19 protein-coding genes are annotated in these 16,875 nt (G+C 72.1%); 15 read left to right on the top strand and 4 right to left on the bottom strand.

From position 1 onward, the window contains the following. Position 1: 1 nt before the first annotated feature. From EDF33_RS15730 to EDF33_RS15715, 4 genes are read left to right on the top strand one after another with little or no spacing between them, the layout of a single operon-like run. Positions 2 to 1,564: an ABC transporter substrate-binding protein gene (locus EDF33_RS15730; protein WP_131878871.1), complete on the top strand. Its 1,563-nt coding sequence runs from the start codon at positions 2 to 4 to the stop codon at positions 1,562 to 1,564. Further along, the gene (locus EDF33_RS15725) at positions 1,561 to 2,544 is read left to right on the top strand and encodes an ABC transporter permease (RefSeq protein ID WP_132100535.1); all 984 of its coding nucleotides are present in this window, start codon (positions 1,561 to 1,563) and stop codon (positions 2,542 to 2,544) included. The genes EDF33_RS15730 and EDF33_RS15725 overlap by 4 nt, the downstream gene beginning before the upstream one ends. Then, positions 2,541 to 3,437: an ABC transporter permease gene (locus EDF33_RS15720; RefSeq protein WP_123938233.1), complete on the top strand. Its 897-nt coding sequence runs from the start codon at positions 2,541 to 2,543 to the stop codon at positions 3,435 to 3,437. Before EDF33_RS15725 ends, EDF33_RS15720 begins: the two co-directional genes overlap by 4 nt. Then, a complete protein-coding gene (locus EDF33_RS15715) occupies positions 3,434 to 5,077 on the top strand; it encodes an ABC transporter ATP-binding protein (protein ID WP_165918841.1) in 1,644 nt (547 codons plus the stop codon). Before EDF33_RS15720 ends, EDF33_RS15715 begins: the two co-directional genes overlap by 4 nt. 143 nt (positions 5,078 to 5,220) lie before the next feature. Here the strand turns inward: EDF33_RS15715 and EDF33_RS15710 are convergent, their stop codons facing one another. Beyond that, positions 5,221 to 6,057, bottom strand: a complete 837-nt coding sequence (locus EDF33_RS15710; RefSeq protein WP_123938231.1) for an alpha/beta hydrolase — start codon at positions 6,055 to 6,057, stop codon at positions 5,221 to 5,223. A 207-nt stretch (positions 6,058 to 6,264) separates the two neighbouring features. On the opposite strand from EDF33_RS15710, the gene EDF33_RS15705 reads away from it, so the two are divergent. Beyond that, a complete protein-coding gene (locus tag EDF33_RS15705; protein ID WP_123672695.1) occupies positions 6,265 to 6,579 on the top strand; it encodes a hypothetical protein in 315 nt (104 codons plus the stop codon). Between the two features lie 77 nt (positions 6,580 to 6,656). Here the strand turns inward: EDF33_RS15705 and EDF33_RS15700 are convergent, their stop codons facing one another. Beyond that, positions 6,657 to 6,989, bottom strand: a complete 333-nt coding sequence (locus EDF33_RS15700) for a hypothetical protein (protein WP_123292610.1) — start codon at positions 6,987 to 6,989, stop codon at positions 6,657 to 6,659. Between the two features lie 104 nt (positions 6,990 to 7,093). On the opposite strand from EDF33_RS15700, the gene EDF33_RS15695 reads away from it, so the two are divergent. Further along, positions 7,094 to 8,029, top strand: a complete 936-nt coding sequence (locus EDF33_RS15695) for an AraC family transcriptional regulator (protein WP_243650021.1) — start codon at positions 7,094 to 7,096, stop codon at positions 8,027 to 8,029. A 121-nt stretch (positions 8,030 to 8,150) separates the two neighbouring features. Here EDF33_RS15695 and EDF33_RS15690 read toward each other — a convergent pair whose 3' ends face one another. Together EDF33_RS15690 and EDF33_RS15685 are read right to left on the bottom strand one after the other, a co-directional pair. Beyond that, the gene (locus EDF33_RS15690; RefSeq protein WP_165918840.1) at positions 8,151 to 8,813 is read right to left on the bottom strand and encodes a GAP family protein; all 663 of its coding nucleotides are present in this window, start codon (positions 8,811 to 8,813) and stop codon (positions 8,151 to 8,153) included. A gap of 17 nt (positions 8,814 to 8,830) precedes the next feature. Next, a complete protein-coding gene (locus EDF33_RS15685; RefSeq protein WP_123340453.1) occupies positions 8,831 to 9,085 on the bottom strand; it encodes a DUF6458 family protein in 255 nt (84 codons plus the stop codon). Positions 9,086 to 9,264: 179 nt separating this feature from the next. Here EDF33_RS15685 and EDF33_RS15680 point away from each other — a divergent pair, with 179 nt between their 5' ends. The 9 genes from EDF33_RS15680 to EDF33_RS15640 all read left to right on the top strand — a co-directional run bounded on the left by EDF33_RS15680 (position 9,265) and on the right by EDF33_RS15640 (position 16,849). Next, complete coding sequence (locus tag EDF33_RS15680) at positions 9,265 to 9,693, top strand: DUF6325 family protein (protein ID WP_131878859.1); 429 nt, start codon at positions 9,265 to 9,267, stop codon at positions 9,691 to 9,693. Positions 9,694 to 9,701: 8 nt separating this feature from the next. Continuing rightward, positions 9,702 to 10,004, top strand: a complete 303-nt coding sequence (locus EDF33_RS15675; protein WP_132100532.1) for an SHOCT domain-containing protein — start codon at positions 9,702 to 9,704, stop codon at positions 10,002 to 10,004. 56 nt (positions 10,005 to 10,060) lie between these two features. After that, entirely contained in the window at positions 10,061 to 10,561 is a 501-nt protein-coding gene (locus tag EDF33_RS15670; RefSeq protein WP_132100531.1) for a DUF1269 domain-containing protein, read from the top strand. 28 nt (positions 10,562 to 10,589) lie between these two features. Further along, positions 10,590 to 11,084: a DUF1269 domain-containing protein gene (locus EDF33_RS15665; RefSeq protein ID WP_123292617.1), complete on the top strand. Its 495-nt coding sequence runs from the start codon at positions 10,590 to 10,592 to the stop codon at positions 11,082 to 11,084. 81 nt (positions 11,085 to 11,165) lie between these two features. Continuing rightward, entirely contained in the window at positions 11,166 to 11,885 is a 720-nt protein-coding gene (locus tag EDF33_RS15660) for a GAP family protein (protein ID WP_132100530.1), read from the top strand. A 31-nt stretch (positions 11,886 to 11,916) separates the two neighbouring features. After that, positions 11,917 to 13,275: a hypothetical protein gene (locus tag EDF33_RS15655; protein ID WP_132100529.1), complete on the top strand. Its 1,359-nt coding sequence runs from the start codon at positions 11,917 to 11,919 to the stop codon at positions 13,273 to 13,275. 51 nt (positions 13,276 to 13,326) lie between these two features. Further along, positions 13,327 to 14,538, top strand: coding sequence for an AI-2E family transporter (locus EDF33_RS15650; RefSeq protein ID WP_132100528.1), 1,212 nt, complete (start codon positions 13,327 to 13,329; stop codon positions 14,536 to 14,538). Then, positions 14,535 to 15,212 carry a GAP family protein gene (locus EDF33_RS15645; protein WP_131878849.1) on the top strand — a complete coding sequence of 226 codons (678 nt, stop codon included), beginning with the start codon at positions 14,535 to 14,537 and terminating at the stop codon, positions 15,210 to 15,212. The genes EDF33_RS15650 and EDF33_RS15645 overlap by 4 nt, the downstream gene beginning before the upstream one ends. Further along, entirely contained in the window at positions 15,212 to 16,849 is a 1,638-nt protein-coding gene (locus EDF33_RS15640) for a solute carrier family 23 protein (protein ID WP_243692467.1), read from the top strand. The genes EDF33_RS15645 and EDF33_RS15640 overlap by 1 nt, the downstream gene beginning before the upstream one ends. Positions 16,850 to 16,875: the final 26 nt, after the last annotated feature.

Genomic DNA, 16,875 nt, shown 5'->3' with positions numbered 1-16,875 from the left:
CGTGACCGTCGACCTCACGTCGCGGCGGCGTCGCCTCAAGCGCCTCGCCCTCGCGGCCACCGCGTCCGCCCTCGCCCTCACGCTCGCCGCGTGCTCGTCCGGCGGCGACGCCTCGCCCGGATCGTCCTCGGACACCGGCACCTACACGCTCGGACTCCAGGAGCCCGACAGCACGATCAACCCGCTCACCACCTCGGACTACAACGCGATGTTCATCGTGGGGTTGGCGTCCGAGGGCCTGCTCAGCCAGGACGCGAAGGGCAAGCTCGAGGGCCGTCTGGCCGACTCGTGGAAGGCGTCGTCCGACGGACGCACCTGGACGGTGCAGCTCCGCGACGACCTGCAGTTCTCCGACGGTGCCGCGCTCACGAGCAAGGACGTCGTCGCGACGTTCGACTCGATCATCGGCAAGGACAGCCAGTCGCCCGGCAAGTCGAGCTTCGACGGCATCCTGCAGTCGGTCGCCGCCGACGGTGCCTCGACCATCGACTTCACGCTCGCCAAGCCGTACGCCGACTTCCCGTACCTGCTCACGGGCTCGAACACGACCATCCAGCCGGCCGGCTTCGACGCCGGCGCGAACTGGGCCAAGCAGCCCGTCGGCGCCGGACAGTTCGTGCTGACGAAGTACTCGGCCGGCCAGGGCGCCACGTTCACGAAGAACCCGGACTACTGGGACGCGAAGGACGTGGAGCTGCAGCAGGTCGACGTGAAGTTCTACGCCGACGACCAGGCCCAGCTGCTCGCGTTCCAGAGCGGGGAGATCGACCAGATCGCCGCCAGCCCCACCGCGACGTCGACGCTGCAGGCCTCGGACTACACCGAGACCGAGCCGTACTTCAACAAGTTCGACGGCATCTTCCTCGACGTCACCAAGGCGCCCTTCGACGACCCGAAGGTCCGTGAGGCCTTCGCCCTCGCGATCGACCGTGAGGAGATCGTCAAGACGGTCTACGGCGGCGCAGCCGAGGTCGGCAACGACACCACGTTCTTCCCGAGTTCGGCGATCCGACCGAAGGGACTCGAGCAGCGCGAGCAGGACAAGGCCGAGGTCGCGGACCTGCTCGGCGGCAGGACGGTCTCCTTCGAGATCACGACGCTCGACGCCGAGAAGGCCCTCGCCCAGGTGGTGCAGCAGCAGCTCGAGGCGGTCGGCGGGTTCGACGTCACCCTCAAGGTGCTGACGAGCGCGCAGTACTACGCCGACGGCGACGACACCCCGTGGCTGAACGCCCCGGTGACGATCACCAACTGGGCGCAGCGCCTGCCCGCGCAGTACGTCGACCTGATCTACCGCGACGGCGCGGTCTGGAACGCCTCGAAGTACTCGAGCCCGGAGCTCGAGCAGCTGACCGACCGGTACGAGTCGACGACCGACGAGTCGGAGCGGCAGGACCTGGCGAACCAGATCGCCGAGATCGAGTGGACCGACCTGCCCGTGATCGTCCCCGCGTTCGCGTCGAGCAGCATCCTGCTGCAGAAGCGCGTCACGGGCACCTTCCGGTCGGGGCAGGACTTCCCGGGCGGGTTCGACTTCCGGGGCATCGGGGTCACCGCGTCATGAGCACCGCGCGCCGCCGTCGTCTGCTGACCCTGGTCGGGCAACGGGTCGTCCAGATCCCGCTCGTCCTGGTCGTGGTCTCCGTCCTGACGTTCTGGCTCGTCCAGGTCGTGCCGGGGGACCCGGGCCGGAACGCCCTCGGGCAGTACGCGACGGCGGCGCAGGTGCGCGCGTGGAACGTCGACCACGGCCTCGACGGGTCCCTCGTCAGCCGGTACCTGCACTGGATCGGCGGGTTCGTCACGGGGGACTGGGGCACGAGCTTCGTCTACTCCGAGCCGGTCCGCGACCTGGTGCTCGGTCGTCTCGGCAACTCCCTGCTGCTCGGCGCGTACGCGTTCGTCATCATGGTGCCGGTCGCGATCACGCTCGGTGCCGTGCAGGCGTACCGGCAGGGTCGCCGCTCCGACCGTGCCGTCACGGTCGGGCTGCTGACGATCTCGGCGGTGCCGGAGTTCGTCGTCGGGATCGTGCTGCTGCTCGTCTTCGCGGTCTGGCTGCGGGTGGTGCCCGTGCAGGCGTCCGGTGCGCTCGACGCCGGGTTCGGCGAGCGGCTCCGGGTGCTCACGCTGCCCGCCGTGGTGCTCGCCCTGGCGTACCTCGCCGTCCTGACCCGGATGGTGCGTGCGGGGACGATCGAGACGATCCGGTCGCAGTTCCACCGCACCGCCGTGCTCAAGGGCCTGACCACCGGCGAGGTCGTCCGCCGGCACGTCGTCCGCAACGCGCTCATCCCGACGTTCTCGGTGCTCGGCATCTACCTCGGCACCCTGCTCGGCGGCAGCGTCATCGTCGAGACCCTGTTCTCCTACCCGGGCCTCGGCGCGCTGCTCGTGTCGGCCGCCGAGCGCAAGGACGCCCTGCTGCTCGAGAGCGGGGTGATGCTCGCCGGGGCGCTCTCGCTCGGCGCGCTCCTGCTCACCGACCTGCTGTTCGTGGTGGTCGATCCCCGGATCCGCTTCGAACGGGTGGCCACCGCATGACCGCCGTCGTCCCCGGCGCCGTCGAGACCGACGCCCTCGCTGGTCGGCCGTCGGCGTCGACCACCACGGGCACCGCACGGGTCACCCGCCGCGGGTGGCGCGGACTCCTCCGGCGTCCCACGTTCCTGGTCTCCGTGGCGATCCTGCTCTGGTGGGTCGTCCTGGCCGTGGGCTGGCACCTGCTCGGCCTGCAGCCCTTCGCCCGCACCGGTGAGCTCCTGCAGGCGCCGAGCGCTGCGCACTGGTTCGGCACCGACTCGCTCGGCCGCGACGTCTTCGCCCGCGTCGCCGCCGGGGCCCGGCCGGCGCTCGTCATCGGCCCGTTCGGCGCGGCGCTGGCGACCGTCGTCGGCGGCACCCTCGGCCTGCTCGCCGGCTACCACCGCGGCTGGGTCGACACCGCCCTGATGCGGTTCTTCGACGTGCTGCTCGCGTTGCCCAGCCTGATCTTCCTGGTCGTGCTCGTCGGTGCGTTCGGGGTGTCGACGCCCGCGCTCGTCCTCATCGTCGGCGTGCTCTTCGCGCCGGGCATCGCGCGGATCGTCCGGGCCGCGGTGCTCGTCGAGATGGGCAAGTCCTACGTCCAGGCCGCACGGCTGCAGGGCGAGAGCGCCGTCCGGGCGATGGTCACCGAGTTGCTGCCGAACGTGATCGGGGTCTTCGTGATCCAGGCGGTCCTGAGCCTCGGTGCCGCGATCTTCATCACCGCGTCGCTGTCGTTCCTCGGGCTCGGTTCGCAACCACCGGCCGCCGACTGGGGGCTCGACATCAACGCGAACCGCGCCTACCTGCAGGCCGCGTGGTGGACGGTCGTGTTCCCGGGTGTCGCCGTGGCGTCGATCGTCGTGTCCGCGAACCTGATCGCCGACAACCTCAAGGAGGTCTCCGAGTGACCGAGCAGACCGGCACGCGCGAGCAGCCCCGGACCACCGGCACGACCGACGCACTGGTCCGCGTCGAGGGGCTCACCGTGTCGTACCGCGGCACCCGGGTGGTCGACGACGTCGCCTTCGTGATCGAGCCCGGTGGCTCGTACGGGCTCGTGGGCGAGTCCGGCTCCGGCAAGAGCACCGTCGCCGGCACGCTGACGGCGTCGCTCGGCCCGGACGCCGCCGTCGGATCGTCGGCGCTGGTCGTCGACGGCGTCGACGTCGCGTCCCTGCGCGGTGAGCGCCTCCGGCGGTTCCGGCGCGACGTCGTGGCGGTCGTCCACCAGGAACCCGGCCTCGCCCTCAACCCGACGATGACGGTCGGACGCCAGGTCGCCGAGGTCCTGCGCGCCACGGGCTCCGGCCGCGCGGCTGCGGACACCGCGACGATCGAGGCGTTCACGCGGGTCGGGCTGCCCTCGCCGACGACGATCGGGGTCCGGTACCCGCACGAGCTGTCCGGCGGTCAGCAGCAGCGCGTCGCGATCGCCATGGCCCTGGTGGCCCGTCCGCGCCTGCTCGTGCTCGACGAACCCACCACCGGCCTGGACAGCACGGTCGAGGCGGGCATCATGGCGCTCATCGACGAGCTCCGGACCGAGATCGGCTTCGCGACCCTGCTCATCAGCCACAACCTGCCGCTGGTCGCGGCGCACTGCGGCCGGGTAGGGGTGCTCCGCCACGGGGTGCTCGTCGAGGAGGGCCCCGCGACCCAGGTGCTGCTCCACCCCACGGAGCCGTACACGAAGCAGCTCGTCGACGCCCTTCCCGACATCACGACGGGCAAGGCAGGAACGGCGGGCAAGGCGGGAACGACGGGCAAGGCGGGAACGACGGGCACGACCGCCGAGACCGCGCAGCACGACGTCCTCGCGACGATCAGGGGCCTCCGCAAGGAGTACGACGGCGCCGTCGCCCTCGACGGCATCGACCTCGAGCTGCGCCGCGGTGAGGTGCTGGGCGTCGTGGGGGAGTCCGGCTCCGGCAAGACGACCTTCGGCCGAGCCCTCGCCGGACTGGTCCGACACGACGGCACGATCACGCTGGACGCCGGCGACCGGACGCCGACCGGCACCCCACCCGTGCAGGTCGTGTTCCAGAACGCGGACGCCTCGCTCAACCCGCGACGGACGGTCCGACAGGTGCTCGGACGGGCGATCCGGCTGCTGCACGGCGACGGCACCGCCGAGCAGCTCGCGGCGCGGGTCGGGCTGCCCGCCGACGTCCTCGACCGCCGGCCGGCCCAGCTGTCCGGCGGGCAGAAGCAGCGCGTCGCCATCGCCCGGGCGTTCGCCGGACCGGTGCCGCTGGTGGTGTGCGACGAACCCACGTCGGCCCTCGACGTCTCGGTGCAGGCGCGGATCCTCGACCTGGTGCTCGACCTGCAGCGCACCACCGGCACGACCTGTGTTTTCATCTCGCACGACCTCGCCGTCGTGCGCCGGGTCGCCGACCGCATCGCGGTCTTCGACGGCGGTCGTGTCGTCGACGTGGGCCCCGCGGAGCGGCTGTTCGACGCGGGCGCGCACCCGCGCACCCGCGAGCTCGTCGCGGCCGCGCTCGACCTGCGCCGGCGCGCCGGTCTGGTGGCTCCCGCGGCCTGAGTGGGGCCCTGGACCTGCGCACAGGGCGGACGGGCGCGGGCCGATCAGCGTGACGCGCCAGCGGCACGCGGGCCGCGCCGACCGAGCCTGCGAGGGAGGGGTGGCGGGTCTGCCACGGGCCTCCCGTCCGCCCTGTCTCCGCGCTACTTCGCGAGGAACGCCAGCACCACGCGGTTCCACTCGTCCGGGTGGCTGACGTTGACGCCGTGCGGGCCGCCGGCCACGACGTGCAGCTCGGAGCCGGCGATCGCGGCGTGCGTGCGGGCACCCGAGCCGTCGAACGGCACGGTCGCGTCTCCGTCACCGTGGATGACGAGCGTCGGCACGGTGACCTTCGGCAGGTCGTCACGGAAGTCGGTGTTCGCGAAGGACGCCATCGCCTCGAGCGCGGCGGTCTTCGACGCCTGCTTCGCGAGCGTGAGTGCCTGCTGCCGGTCCTCCTCGGAGACGACCAGGGTGCCGTCCACCGAGAAGAAGTCGGTCGTGAACTGGTCGTAGAACGCGTCCTCGTCCTTCGTCAGGCCCGCGGTCATCTCGGCCGCCTGCTCCTTCGGCAGCGGGCCGTCCGGGTTGTCCGACGTCTGCAGCAGGTACGGCGGCACGGCCGAGGCGAAGACGACGCTGTGCAGCCGCTCGGTGCCGTACTTCGAGAAGTAGCGGGCGACCTCGCCGCCGCCCATCGAGAAGCCGACGAGGGTGACGTCCTGCAGGTCGAGCTCGGTGAGGATCGTGTGCAGGTCCTCGGTGAGGTGGTCGTAGTCGTAGCCGGTCTTCGGCTTGTCGCTGCGACCGAAGCCGCGACGGTCGTAGGTGACGACGCGGTGTCCGGCGTCGACGAACGCCGGGACCTGCTTGCTCCAGGACTCGCCGGACAGCGGCCAGCCGTGGATCAGGACGACGGTGCGGCCGGAGCCGCCGGTGTCGTCGACGTGCAGGTTCGTGTCCTTGAAGAGCCCGTGGTGGGCGGTGATCTCGGTCAAGAGTCGCTTCCTTCCCGCGCCGCACGGGAGGCGGCACGCACCTCGTTGCTACCAGCGGGATCCCGAGCGACAGCGCGGAGTGGACAGACCCCTCGGCGTCGGCGTCGGCCTCGGTGTCTGTGACGCTCGCGGGGACCACGGCCTACTGTCCAGCAGGATCAGGGAACCGTCACCGCGGCGGATGCCCCTCGTCACGAGGGAGCACCGATGAAGTACGTCAACTACGCGGGGACCGTCCGGGTCCTGACCGGTGACACGGTCGCCGACGCGGTGATCCGGTACGCGGCCGCCCTGCACCAGAGCCGGTTGAGCGACGTCGTGTCGGTCCCGACGACCGACGACTTCGGTGCGGCCAGCACGGTGGAGCTGCTCCTCGCACCAGCGGTGGCAGTCGCCCTGGAGCCGGCGCCGGACGACGACCTGGAACCCGAGAGTGGGGCGTTCCTGGCCGAGCTGAGCCGACGGACCGAGGCGGTCCTGGCGGTCGACGCCAGCAGGTTCCCGACCGACCTCGGGCGGTGAGCGCGGTGAGCGCGGTGCGCACGGTGCGCGCGGTGGGCGCTGTGCGCGCGGTGCGTGTCGCTCCGACCGCGCTGCGGTCAGGCGACCGGTCCGTCGCCCGTCAGGTCCGAGCGGGTGTCGGCGTGGATCGTCTCAGGGTGGTCGAACGTCCGCGCTGCAGCACGCAGGCGTTCCACGAACTCACCGTTCTCGACCTCGAGCTCGTCCTCGTCCGCGTCGGCGACGACGATCTCGCTCGACGGGCCGATGAGGATCTTCGTGGTCGTCATCGTGCCGTCCTCCGCCACCGTCGGGACCGCGATCGCGTCCGCGCGACTGCCGCCGGCGAGCGCCGCGGCGTACTCGATCACGGCGTCGGCGACGTCGTCGCTCGTCAGGAACGTGGAGCGGTCGTACTGGATGTACTTCATGTCGCATCAGTCAAACGCGCGGATGCTGGTCGTCGTCCAGGAACCCCGGCGCGTCGTGCGTTGCGCGGATGCCGACATGTCGCGAGGATCATCACGTGCCCGAGATGATGCACCGCACGCAGCGGGAGATCAGGACAGACGAGCCGTCGGTCGCGGCCGAGGCACTGTCGGTGACCCACGTGACCCACGGACTCACCGTCGAGGCGACCGGAGAGGGCTTCGTCTTCGAGGAGCGCGTGCGGGGCACCGCCCTGCTCTCCCTCGAGTCGACGCGGTGCACGGGTGCCCTGAGCGGCGCGGTCGAGCCCGGGCGGGCGATGATGATCGTCTGGGTGAAGGCCGGTTCGGCGCAGGTCGACGACAACCCGGTGCAGATCGGCCGCCCGGTGCTCTACCGACAGGACCCGCAGCGGTTCCGGTGGGTGGACTTCCAGCACGACGTGCTGCGCATCGACCGGTCGATCGTCGAGCAGGTCGCCGCCGAACGCGGTGACTGGGCGCCGGGTCCGCTGGAGTTCCGTCCCCGACACGTGCCAGAGGGTGCGCCGCTCGCCGCCTGGTGGCTCATGGTCCGGTCGGTCGCGCAGGAGGTCCTGCAGGGTCCGACGGACGTGCCGCTCGAGCGGGAGCGCGAGCTCGCCCGGTTCGCGGCCGGCGGCTTGCTGACCGCGATCCCGCACTGGCCGGTGGGGCAGCACGAGCCGGTGATGGCGTCGACCGCGCGCTTCGCCCGTGCCGAGACGTTCCTGCTCGACCACGCGACCGAGCAGATCACCGTCAACGACGTCGCCGAGGCCGCGGGGCTGAGTGTCCGCGGGGTGCAGGCGGCGTTCCAGCGGCACCACGGCATCACGCCGACGATGTACCTGCGTCGGATCCGGCTCCTGCTCGCCCGGGAGCAGCTCGAGGCCGGTGACGACCGCAGCGTCGCCGAGATCGCCCGGGCGACGGGGTTCGCGCACCTGGGCCGGTTCGCGGGGAGCTACCGGCAGGAGTTCGGGGAGCTGCCGCGGCAGACGGCGCTGGCGGCGCGGGAGTAGCGGTCCGACGTTCCGTCAGCCGCCGGTCGGCGGTCGGCGGTCGGCGGTCGGTCGTTGTCGACGGTCGGCGGTCGGTGGTCGGTCGTTGTCGACCGCTCCGCGCCGGCTCATCCGTCGGGCGTCAGAGCCGTCCGAGGCCGTCGCCGACCAGGACCGCGCCGACGAGCACGAGGACGACGACGGTCACGGCGCGCGAGTTGTGCCGCAGCCAGGCGCGGAACCGCTCCAGGTCCGCGCGGGCCGGCTCCCCACCGACCAGCGCGAAGACGATCGGCCCCGTCACCGTGGCCGTCATCAGCAGGGTGCTCGCCCCGACGAGGACGGTCGACGGCACCGCCGGCAGCTCAGCCGGGGCGAGCACGATGCCGACGCTGGACGCCAGCAGCAGGGCCTTCGGACGCAGCGCGAGCACGGCGCCCACGGCGAGCGCGACGGCGGGTCGGACGGTGCCGACCGCCGCCGTCAGGAGTGCGCTCGTCCGGCTCGGTCCCGCTGCGGCGGGGCGCCGGAACACGACCCCCGCGGCGACGACCGAGACGACCCCGAGCAGGCACTCGCCCAGGCCGAGGCCCGGTGACGCCGTCGCCGGCAGGTCCACGACGAGGACACGGCCGAGCAGCGCCGTCGCGGCGACCGTGACGACGAAGACCCCGGTCACCGAGCCGACGGCGAACAGGACGGCCGGACCGAGGCCGCGCCCGCCGAGCAGCAGGGTGAGCACCGCGGCGATGGGGACGGAGCTCAGCGCACCGGCGATGGCGAGGGGCAGCAGCTGGCCGATCACGGCGAGCACGGTGCCGGTCAGACCCCTCGGTCGTCCTCGTCGACCCGGCGGACGACACGCTGTCCGGTCACGGGGTCGATCTCGGTGACGACGCTCGTCGTGGCACGGCGCGGGCGGAGCCGGAGGACGATCCCCAACACGAGGACCAGGAAGCCGGCGACCATCAGGATGTAGCCGATGAGCTGGATGTCGATGCCGACGACCGTGAAGTCGAACGCGAACGCCATGATCGCGCCGACGACGAGCAGGAAGATCCCACCGCCGATGCTCACGGTGTCACCGCGGGTCGTGCTGTCACGGGGTTCATGGACGCAACGATCAACGGCCGGTGCCGGCGGTGCATCACCCGCCCCGGGTGATCTGCGGAGGCATGCCAGATCACCCGCTCAGGGTGGTGCCCGACCGGTTCCGCCGCGGCTACACCTGGTGCCATGACCACAGGGGAGGCACCGTGACCACCTTCACGTACGGCCCGGCCGAGGTGTTCGTCGTCTCGTTCCGAGGCGAGCTGCCCGACGACGCCGTGCTCGGCGCGCTCGTCGACCTGACGGACGCCGAGACGGTCCGGGTCCTCGACCTGCTGCTCATCAGCCGGGCCGAGGACGGCACCGTCAACGTCCGCGAGGTCGACGACGTGACCAGGACCGGCACGTCCGGCTCGGTCGCCCTCGAAGCCCGCGGCCTGGCCGCCAACGACGACGTCGACCAGGTCGCGGACACGCTCGCGCCCGGGACCTCGGCCGCGATCGTCGTGATCGAGCAGCTCTGGGCCAAGGACCTGGCGGAGCGGTTCGCCGACAGCGGGGGCCAGCTGCTCTGGAGCGCACGCGTCCCCGCACCGGAACTCAACGACCTCGCCGCCTCGGCGCACATCGGTTAGGAGACACCATGCCGTTCCGACGATTCGGCCGACCCGGCCTGCTCGGGCTCGCTGCACGGACCGCGGTCGTGGCCGGGACCGCGTCGGCGGTCGGCGGTGCGGTGCGCGGGCACGAGGAGCGTGCGGCGGAGGACCGCGCCGCAGAGGAGCGGGTGGCAGCGGAACGCGCCGCAGCGGAACGCTCCGTGGCGGACGTCCCCGCCGCTCCCGACCTGCTGAGCGAGCTCGAGCGACTCGGCCGGCTCCGGCAGCAGGGCCTCCTGTCCGACGACGAGTTCGCCGCCGCCAAGCAGCGCCTCATCAGCGGGTGACGGACACCGACCACCTGCAGCACGACCGTTCGACAACCACCAGGAAAGGGAACCCCATGGCCACCACGACCACCGCCACCGACTCGACCGTCGGTGTCTTCGCCACGAGTGACGAGGCCCTCGGCGCCGCCAAGGCGCTCAAGGACGCCGGGTACGGCGACGACGTCGTCTCGATCGTCGGCAAGGGCGTCAAGGACGACAAGAAGGTGCACGGCTGGATCCCGGTCGGCAACGAGGCCGGCACGTTCGGCGGATGGGGCGCCCTGTGGGGCGCGCTCACCGGTTGGCTGCTGCTCGGGTTCGTCTGGCTCCCCGGCATCGGGTGGGTCGCTGCCGCCGGGTGGCTGGCCAGCACGCTCGTCGGAGCCGGCATCGGTGCGGGTCTCGGCGCACTCATCGGCCTGGCCGTCCCCGAGGACGAGATCCCGCAGTACGAGGACGACCTGAAGGCCGACCGGTACCTCGTCATCGTGCACGGTGACGGCGCCACCGTCGACGCCGCCCACCGCATCCTCGACGGCGCCGGCCCCGTCCGGGTCAGCCGCTACTCCGAGTGACGACCACCACCAACGGAAGGAAACGATCATGGCAGACCTCATCGTGATCTCGTTCGACGACGACGCCAGTGCCGTCGCCGCCTACGAGGAAGTCCAGCAGCTACAGAGCGACCTCGTCGTCGAGCTGTCCGGCCTCGCGCTCGTCCGCGTCGACGACAAGGGCAAGACGCACGTCGAGACCCCTGGTCCGGCGGGCAACGTCGGGGCCGGTGCCGCCGGAGGTGCCCTGTTCGGCACCCTCCTCGGACTCCTGTTCTTCGTGCCGTTCTTCGGACTGGTGATCGGCGGTGCGCTCGGCGCGCTGTTCGCCGGGCTCGACAAGACCGGGCTGAACGCCGAGTTCCGCGACCGGGTGAAGAGCGCCGTCGCGGACGGTCGTTCCGCGGTCGTCATCTACGCCACGAAGATCACCGAGGACAAGTTCGGTGCAGCCCTCTCCCGCTTCGGCGGGACCATCGTGCAGACCTCGTTGTCGGCAGACGACGAACACGAGCTCGCGCACGACATGACCGGCGCGCGCTGAGCGTGCGCCCCGGGCGACGCGCCGCCGACACCTGACGTCGGCGGCGCGTCGCCACCCCCCCACCGTGGAAGGACCGGGCTCATGGGTGCGCTCATCGTCGGACTCATCGCGCCGGCGCTCGGGATCCTGCTCAGCCCACTGGCGATCATGGCCCTGGTGGCCGAGCTGCTCTCGCGGCGGTACCGCGCCAACGGCCTCGCGTTCTTCATCGGCTGGTTGCTCGCCACCGTCGTCGTCGTGGGGGTCTCCGTCGCGGTGTTCACCGCGATCGACTTCCACCCCCGGACCGACACCCCGCTCTGGACGGCCGTGGTCCGGCTGGTCATCGCACTCGGGCTGATCGCCGCCGCGGTCTGGGTGTTCCGGCGCGGCGGCCGTGACCTGCGGAAGATGTCCGAGGCGTCGACGCCAGAGCAGGTCGCGGCAGCCGCACCACAGCTGCCCGGCTGGCTGCAGAAGGTCAGCGAGTTCACGCCGGCGCGGTCCCTCGCACTCGGGTTCGGCATCTTCGCCGTCAACCCCGTCGACGCCTCGTGCGCGATCATCGCCGGCATCGACATCGCGGGCGCTCCGGTGACCGCCGGGCAGGGCGCCGCCGTGGCGATCGCCTTCGTCGCCGTCGGGGTCGCACCGATCGCCGTCCCGGTGTTCTTCGTGCTCGCGCGTGGGGACGCTGCGGCACCGCTCCTCGAGCGCCTGCGCACCTGGATCGCCGGCCACACCAACGTGCTGAACGCGGCGCTCATCCTGGTCATCGGTGTGCTGCAGCTGCAGAAGGCCGTCTCCGCCCTGATCTCCTGACGTTCGCCGCTCCCGGGAAGGACCGCAGCCCATGACCACCACCGAGGACGAACTCGCCGCACTCCGCGCCGAGAACGAGCGCCTGCGCATCCGGCTCGCCGGGCAGGACTCCGACGACATGACGGTCCACCGCCGCGGGTGGGGCTGGGCGATCCCGTCCGCCGCACTGATCGTCGTCGGGGCGCTGCTCGCACCGGTGGTGGTGATCACCACCTGGGCACAGCGCGAGGTCACCTCGACCGAGGCCTTCGTGGCGACGTTCGCGCCGCTCGCCCGCGACCGGGCGGTCCAGACGCTGGTCGCGGACCGCACGGTCGGCGCGATCGAGGACCAACTGGACGTCGCCGGGCTGACGGGAGCGCTCTTCGACGGCATCCGCGGGCTGGACCTGCCACCCCGGGCCAAGACCGCGCTCTCGGCGCTCGAGGCACCGGCGACCGCCGGCATCCAGGACCTGGTCTCCGGCACCGTGGACCGGTTCGTGGCGTCCGATCAGTTCGCCGACCTGTGGAAGCAACTGCTCCGCACCGGGCACACCCAGATGGTGGCGTCGCTCAGCGGCGACCGACGGGCAGCGGTCGCGATCGGGGCGGACGGGTCGATCGGCATCCAGCTCGGGCCGGTGGTCGCCGAGGTCAAGGAGCGGCTCGTCGACCGGGGGCTCACCTTCGCCGAACGGATCCCCGCGGTCGACCGGACCATCGTCATCGCGACGTCCGACGCGGCGGTCCGGGCGCAGACCGGGTACACCCTGCTGCAGGTGTCCGCCGTGTGGCTGCCGTGGCTCCTGGTCGCCTGCATCGCCGTCGGCGTCGTCATGGCCAGACGTCGGGCCCGGGCGCTCACGCTCGCCGCGGTCGGCGTCGCCCTCGCCATGCTCGCCACGCTCGCCGGGATCGGGATCGGACGGGTGTTCGCGGTGCGGGCGCTGGCGCCGGACCTCATGCCACGCAACGCAGCTCGAGCCGTCTACGACACCGTGGTCGCCTTCGCCGCGCACGCCGCCGTGGCCGGCGCGGTCCTTGCGGCGTGCGTGGCCCTCGTCGCGTGGTTCGCCGGCTCGTCCGACACAGCCCGACGTCTGCGGCACCTCGCCGTCCGCGGTGCCGGGGCACTCCGCCGCCGCGGCGACGCCCTCGGCATCGGCACCGGGCGGGTCGGGGTGCAGCTGTACCGGGGCAGGGTCGTCATCCGCGCCCTCATCGCGCTCGGTGCGGGCACCGTCATCGTGCTCGGCCGCCCGCTCGAACCGGCGCTCGTCGTGTGGACACTGGTCGGCGCGCTCGTCCTCGTCGCCGTGCTCGAGGTCCTCCAGCGTCCGGAGGGGGCTCGCGGCGACGCCGGGGTCTCACCCGGAACTGACGATCCCGTCGGTTCCGCAGCGCACTAGCGTCCGAGCACGGCATCCGGGGACCGGGGCCGCGAGGGAGACGAGGCCCCGATGTCACTCTGGAAGCGCCGATCGCACCGACCGCGCCGACCCGCCGATCCGGCGACGCCGAGCCACGCCGGGCCCGACGTCGGTCCCGACGCCGCGCCGGTAGCCACTGTCGGGTCGGGTCGCGGGCTGCGCATCATGCTCGGTCTCGCCGCAGCGGTCGTCATCGCCGTCGGCTGCTCCCGGTTCGCCGGCATCATCGCTCCCACGGCGCTCGCCCTCGTCGTCACCATCTGCGTCCAGCCGGCCCGGGTGTTCCTCGAACGACTCGGCCTCGCCCGGAGCCTCGCCTCGACGGTCGTCATCGTGGTGATCCTGGTCCTGCTGGTGGGGTTCTCGCTGGCGCTCGTGGTCTCGGTGGCCCAGTTCGCCACGCTGTTCCCGCAGTACGCCGACCAGATGCACGCGGTGGAGGACCAGCTCGGGCAGTGGTTGACGTCGCTCGGCGTCGGGCAGCAGGAGGTGCAGAGACTGCTGGCGGGGCTGAGCCCCGGCACCGTCATCGGCGCGGTGTCGGACCTGGTCGGCAGCGTCTTCGGCCTCGGCGTCGGCCTGGTCGTCGTCCTCGCGCTGATCGTCTTCATGACCCTCGACGCAGGGTGGGGTCGACTCATCGCCGACCGGCTCCGGCCGGTCCGCCCCCAGCTCGTCGAAGCACTCACCGGGTTCACCGTCAGTGTCCGCCGGTACATGGTCGTCACGGCCGTCCTCGGCGCCGCGGTCTCCGCGCTCGACGCCCTCGCGCTGGTCCTGCTCGGGGTCCCCGGTGCGGCGCTCTGGGGCCTGCTGGCCTTCATCACCGGCTTCATCCCGAACATCGGGTACTGGATCGGCATCATCCCGCCGGTGATCCTCGCCCTGCTCGCGAACGGCTGGCAGAACGCGATCGTCGTCATCGTCGTCTACGCCGTGATCAACGGGGTCATCCAGTCCGGCCTGCAGCCGCACATCGTCGGGTCGGCGGTGTCCCTCAACCAGACCATCGCGTTCCTGTCCGTCGTCTTCTGGTCGGCCGTGCTCGGGCCGATGGGTGCCGTCCTCGCCATCCCGCTGACCCTGCTGGTCCGCGCGGTCCTGGTCGACGCGAACCCGGACGCGCGGTGGATGCGCCCGGTCCTCGGCGACGTGACCGGCCTCGGGCCCCCCACTGGGCGGACGGAACGCCGCGCACCGACCGCTCCCGGCGGCACCACGACGACGAAGGGCACCCCGTGAACACCGCTCCGCTCATCGGCGAGCTCCTGCCGCAGGCCGTGACCATCGCGATCAGCCCGATCCCGATCATCGCCGCGATCCTGATGCTGCTCGCGCCGCGCGCCAGGTCGGTCGCGACGGCGTTCCTGGTCGGCTGGGTCGTCGGCATCGCGGTGGCCGTCGTGGTCGTCACCCTGCTGTCGTCCCTGATCCCGGCCGGTGACCCCGACGCGTCGCAACCCGTCGCCGGTGCCGTGAAGCTGGTGCTCGGCGTGCTGCTCGTGCTGCTCGCCGTGCGGCAGTGGCGGGCACGGCCGGCCCCTGGCACCACGGCGACGCCCCCGAAGTGGATGTCCGCGATCGACTCGATGACACCGGTGCGCGCCGCCGGACTGGCCTTCCTGCTCGCCGCCGTCAACCCGAAGAACCTCATGATGGCCGTGGCGGCCGGCGTCACCGTCGGTACCAGCGGCGCGGACACCGGGTCGGTCGTCTGGGCGCTCGTCGTGTTCGTCGTCCTCGCCTCGCTGAGCATCGCCGTCCCCGTCGTCGGCTACCTGGTCGCCCGCACCCGGGTGCAGGGAGCGCTCGGGGCGCTGCGCGACTGGCTCACCGCCAACAACGCCACGATCATGGCGGTCCTGCTGCTCGTCATCGGTGTGACGACCATCGGCAAGGGCCTCGGTGCGTTCTGATGCGCATCCTGGCCGGGCTCGACCGTCACTCGTGGCGCACGGAGGCCCTCTCCGGCGTGACCCTCGCAGCGATCGCCATCCCGCTGAACATCGGGTACGCGCAGATCGCCGGTCTGCCACCGACCGCCGGGCTGTACTCCCTGATCGTGCCGGCGGTGCTGTTCGCCCTGCTCGCGTCGAGTCGACAGCTGGTGGCGTCGCCCGACGCCGCGGCGGCCGCGCTCGTCGGATCCTCGCTCGCCGGGCTCGCGGCGACGGGCAGCGCGTCGTACGTCCAGCTCGCACTGGCGCAGGCACTCGTCGGCGCCGTCGTGTTCGCCCTGTGCGCCGTCCTGAAGCTGGGGTTCCTGGCGAACTTCCTGTCCGCGCCGATCCTGGTCGGGTTCGTGGGCGGGCTCGCGCTCGACATCCTGCTCAGCCAGGTGGCGAAGATGCTCGGGGTCAAGGTGAACAGCGGTGACGAGTTCCTCCCGCGGTTCGGGGAACTCGTCACCGGGCTCGGACACCTCAACGTGTGGTCGGTGTGCCTGTCCGTCGGGTCCGTGGCCGTGCTGGTCATCGGCCGTCGGTTCCGAGCGATCCCGTGGGCACTCGTCGTGCTCGTCCTGACGACCGTCGTCCTGATCGTGTTCCGGCTGGACGACGCCGGCGTGGCCGTGCTCGGCGAAGTGCCCGCCGGACCACCGACCCTGACGTGGCCGCAGATCTCGTGGCACCAGTGGGTCCAGGTCATCCCGAGCGCCGTCGCCCTGACCCTCGTCGCGATGGCCGAGGGGCTGCTCGTGGCCCGCCGGTACGCCGAAGCGCACGACTACACGGACCGGGCGAACCGCGACCTCTGGGCGTTCGGTGCAGCGAACCTCGGCTCCGGCCTCACCGGCGGGTTCACGGTCGGTTCGTCGGCCTCGCGGACGGCGGCCATGGACCAGAGCGGGTCCAGGACCCAGCTGCCGTCGCTGATCGCCGCGGTGCTCACCCTGCTCGTCGTCTGCTTCGGCACCGCGCTGCTGCAGGACATCCCCTCGCCGGCGATCGGCGCGATCGTCGCCGTCGCGGTCGTGCCGCTCCTGGGCCTCCGCGACTTCGCCCGGCTCTGGCGGCTCCGACGGTTCGAGTTCGCCGTCGCCGCCGTCTGCTTCCTCGGGGTGCTGCTGCTCGGCCCGATCATCGGCATCGCGATCGCCTTCGTCCTGTCGCTCGTCAACGTCATCCGGTCCGCCGCGAACCCGCCCGCCGACGTCCTGGTGCCGAGCGGCGACCCGGTCGACGTGTTCCGGGCTGCCCGAGACGGCAGCGTCTCGTCGGCACCCGGCGTCGTGGTCCTCCGGTTCTCCGGACCGCTCTTCTTCGGCAACGCCCAGCGCTTCGCATCGGCGGTCCGCTCCGTGCTCGCCCCTGACGACCAGGCTGTCCCGGTGCACGCCCTGGTGCTCGACTGCAGCGCGGTCACCGGGATCGACACGACCGCGGCGGACGTCGCCGGCGAGGCGCTCGACTGGGCCCGCGCCAACGGGGTCGAGGTCGGCTTCTCGCGAGCACGGGCGGCGACGCGGGCCGACCTCGAGCACTTCGACCTGGTCGGGGGCAGTCGCTTCTTCCCGAGCAACCGGGCGGCCGTCGCCGAACTCGGCCGCTGAGGTCACTGAGCCCGCTGAGTGCGCCG

The sequence above is a fragment of the Curtobacterium sp. PhB146 genome, from assembly GCF_004342995.1.
Lineage (GTDB): Bacteria > Actinomycetota > Actinomycetes > Actinomycetales > Microbacteriaceae > Curtobacterium.
Note: the sequence above shows the minus strand (reverse complement) of the source record. Positions and strands in the feature narration are given on the sequence as shown.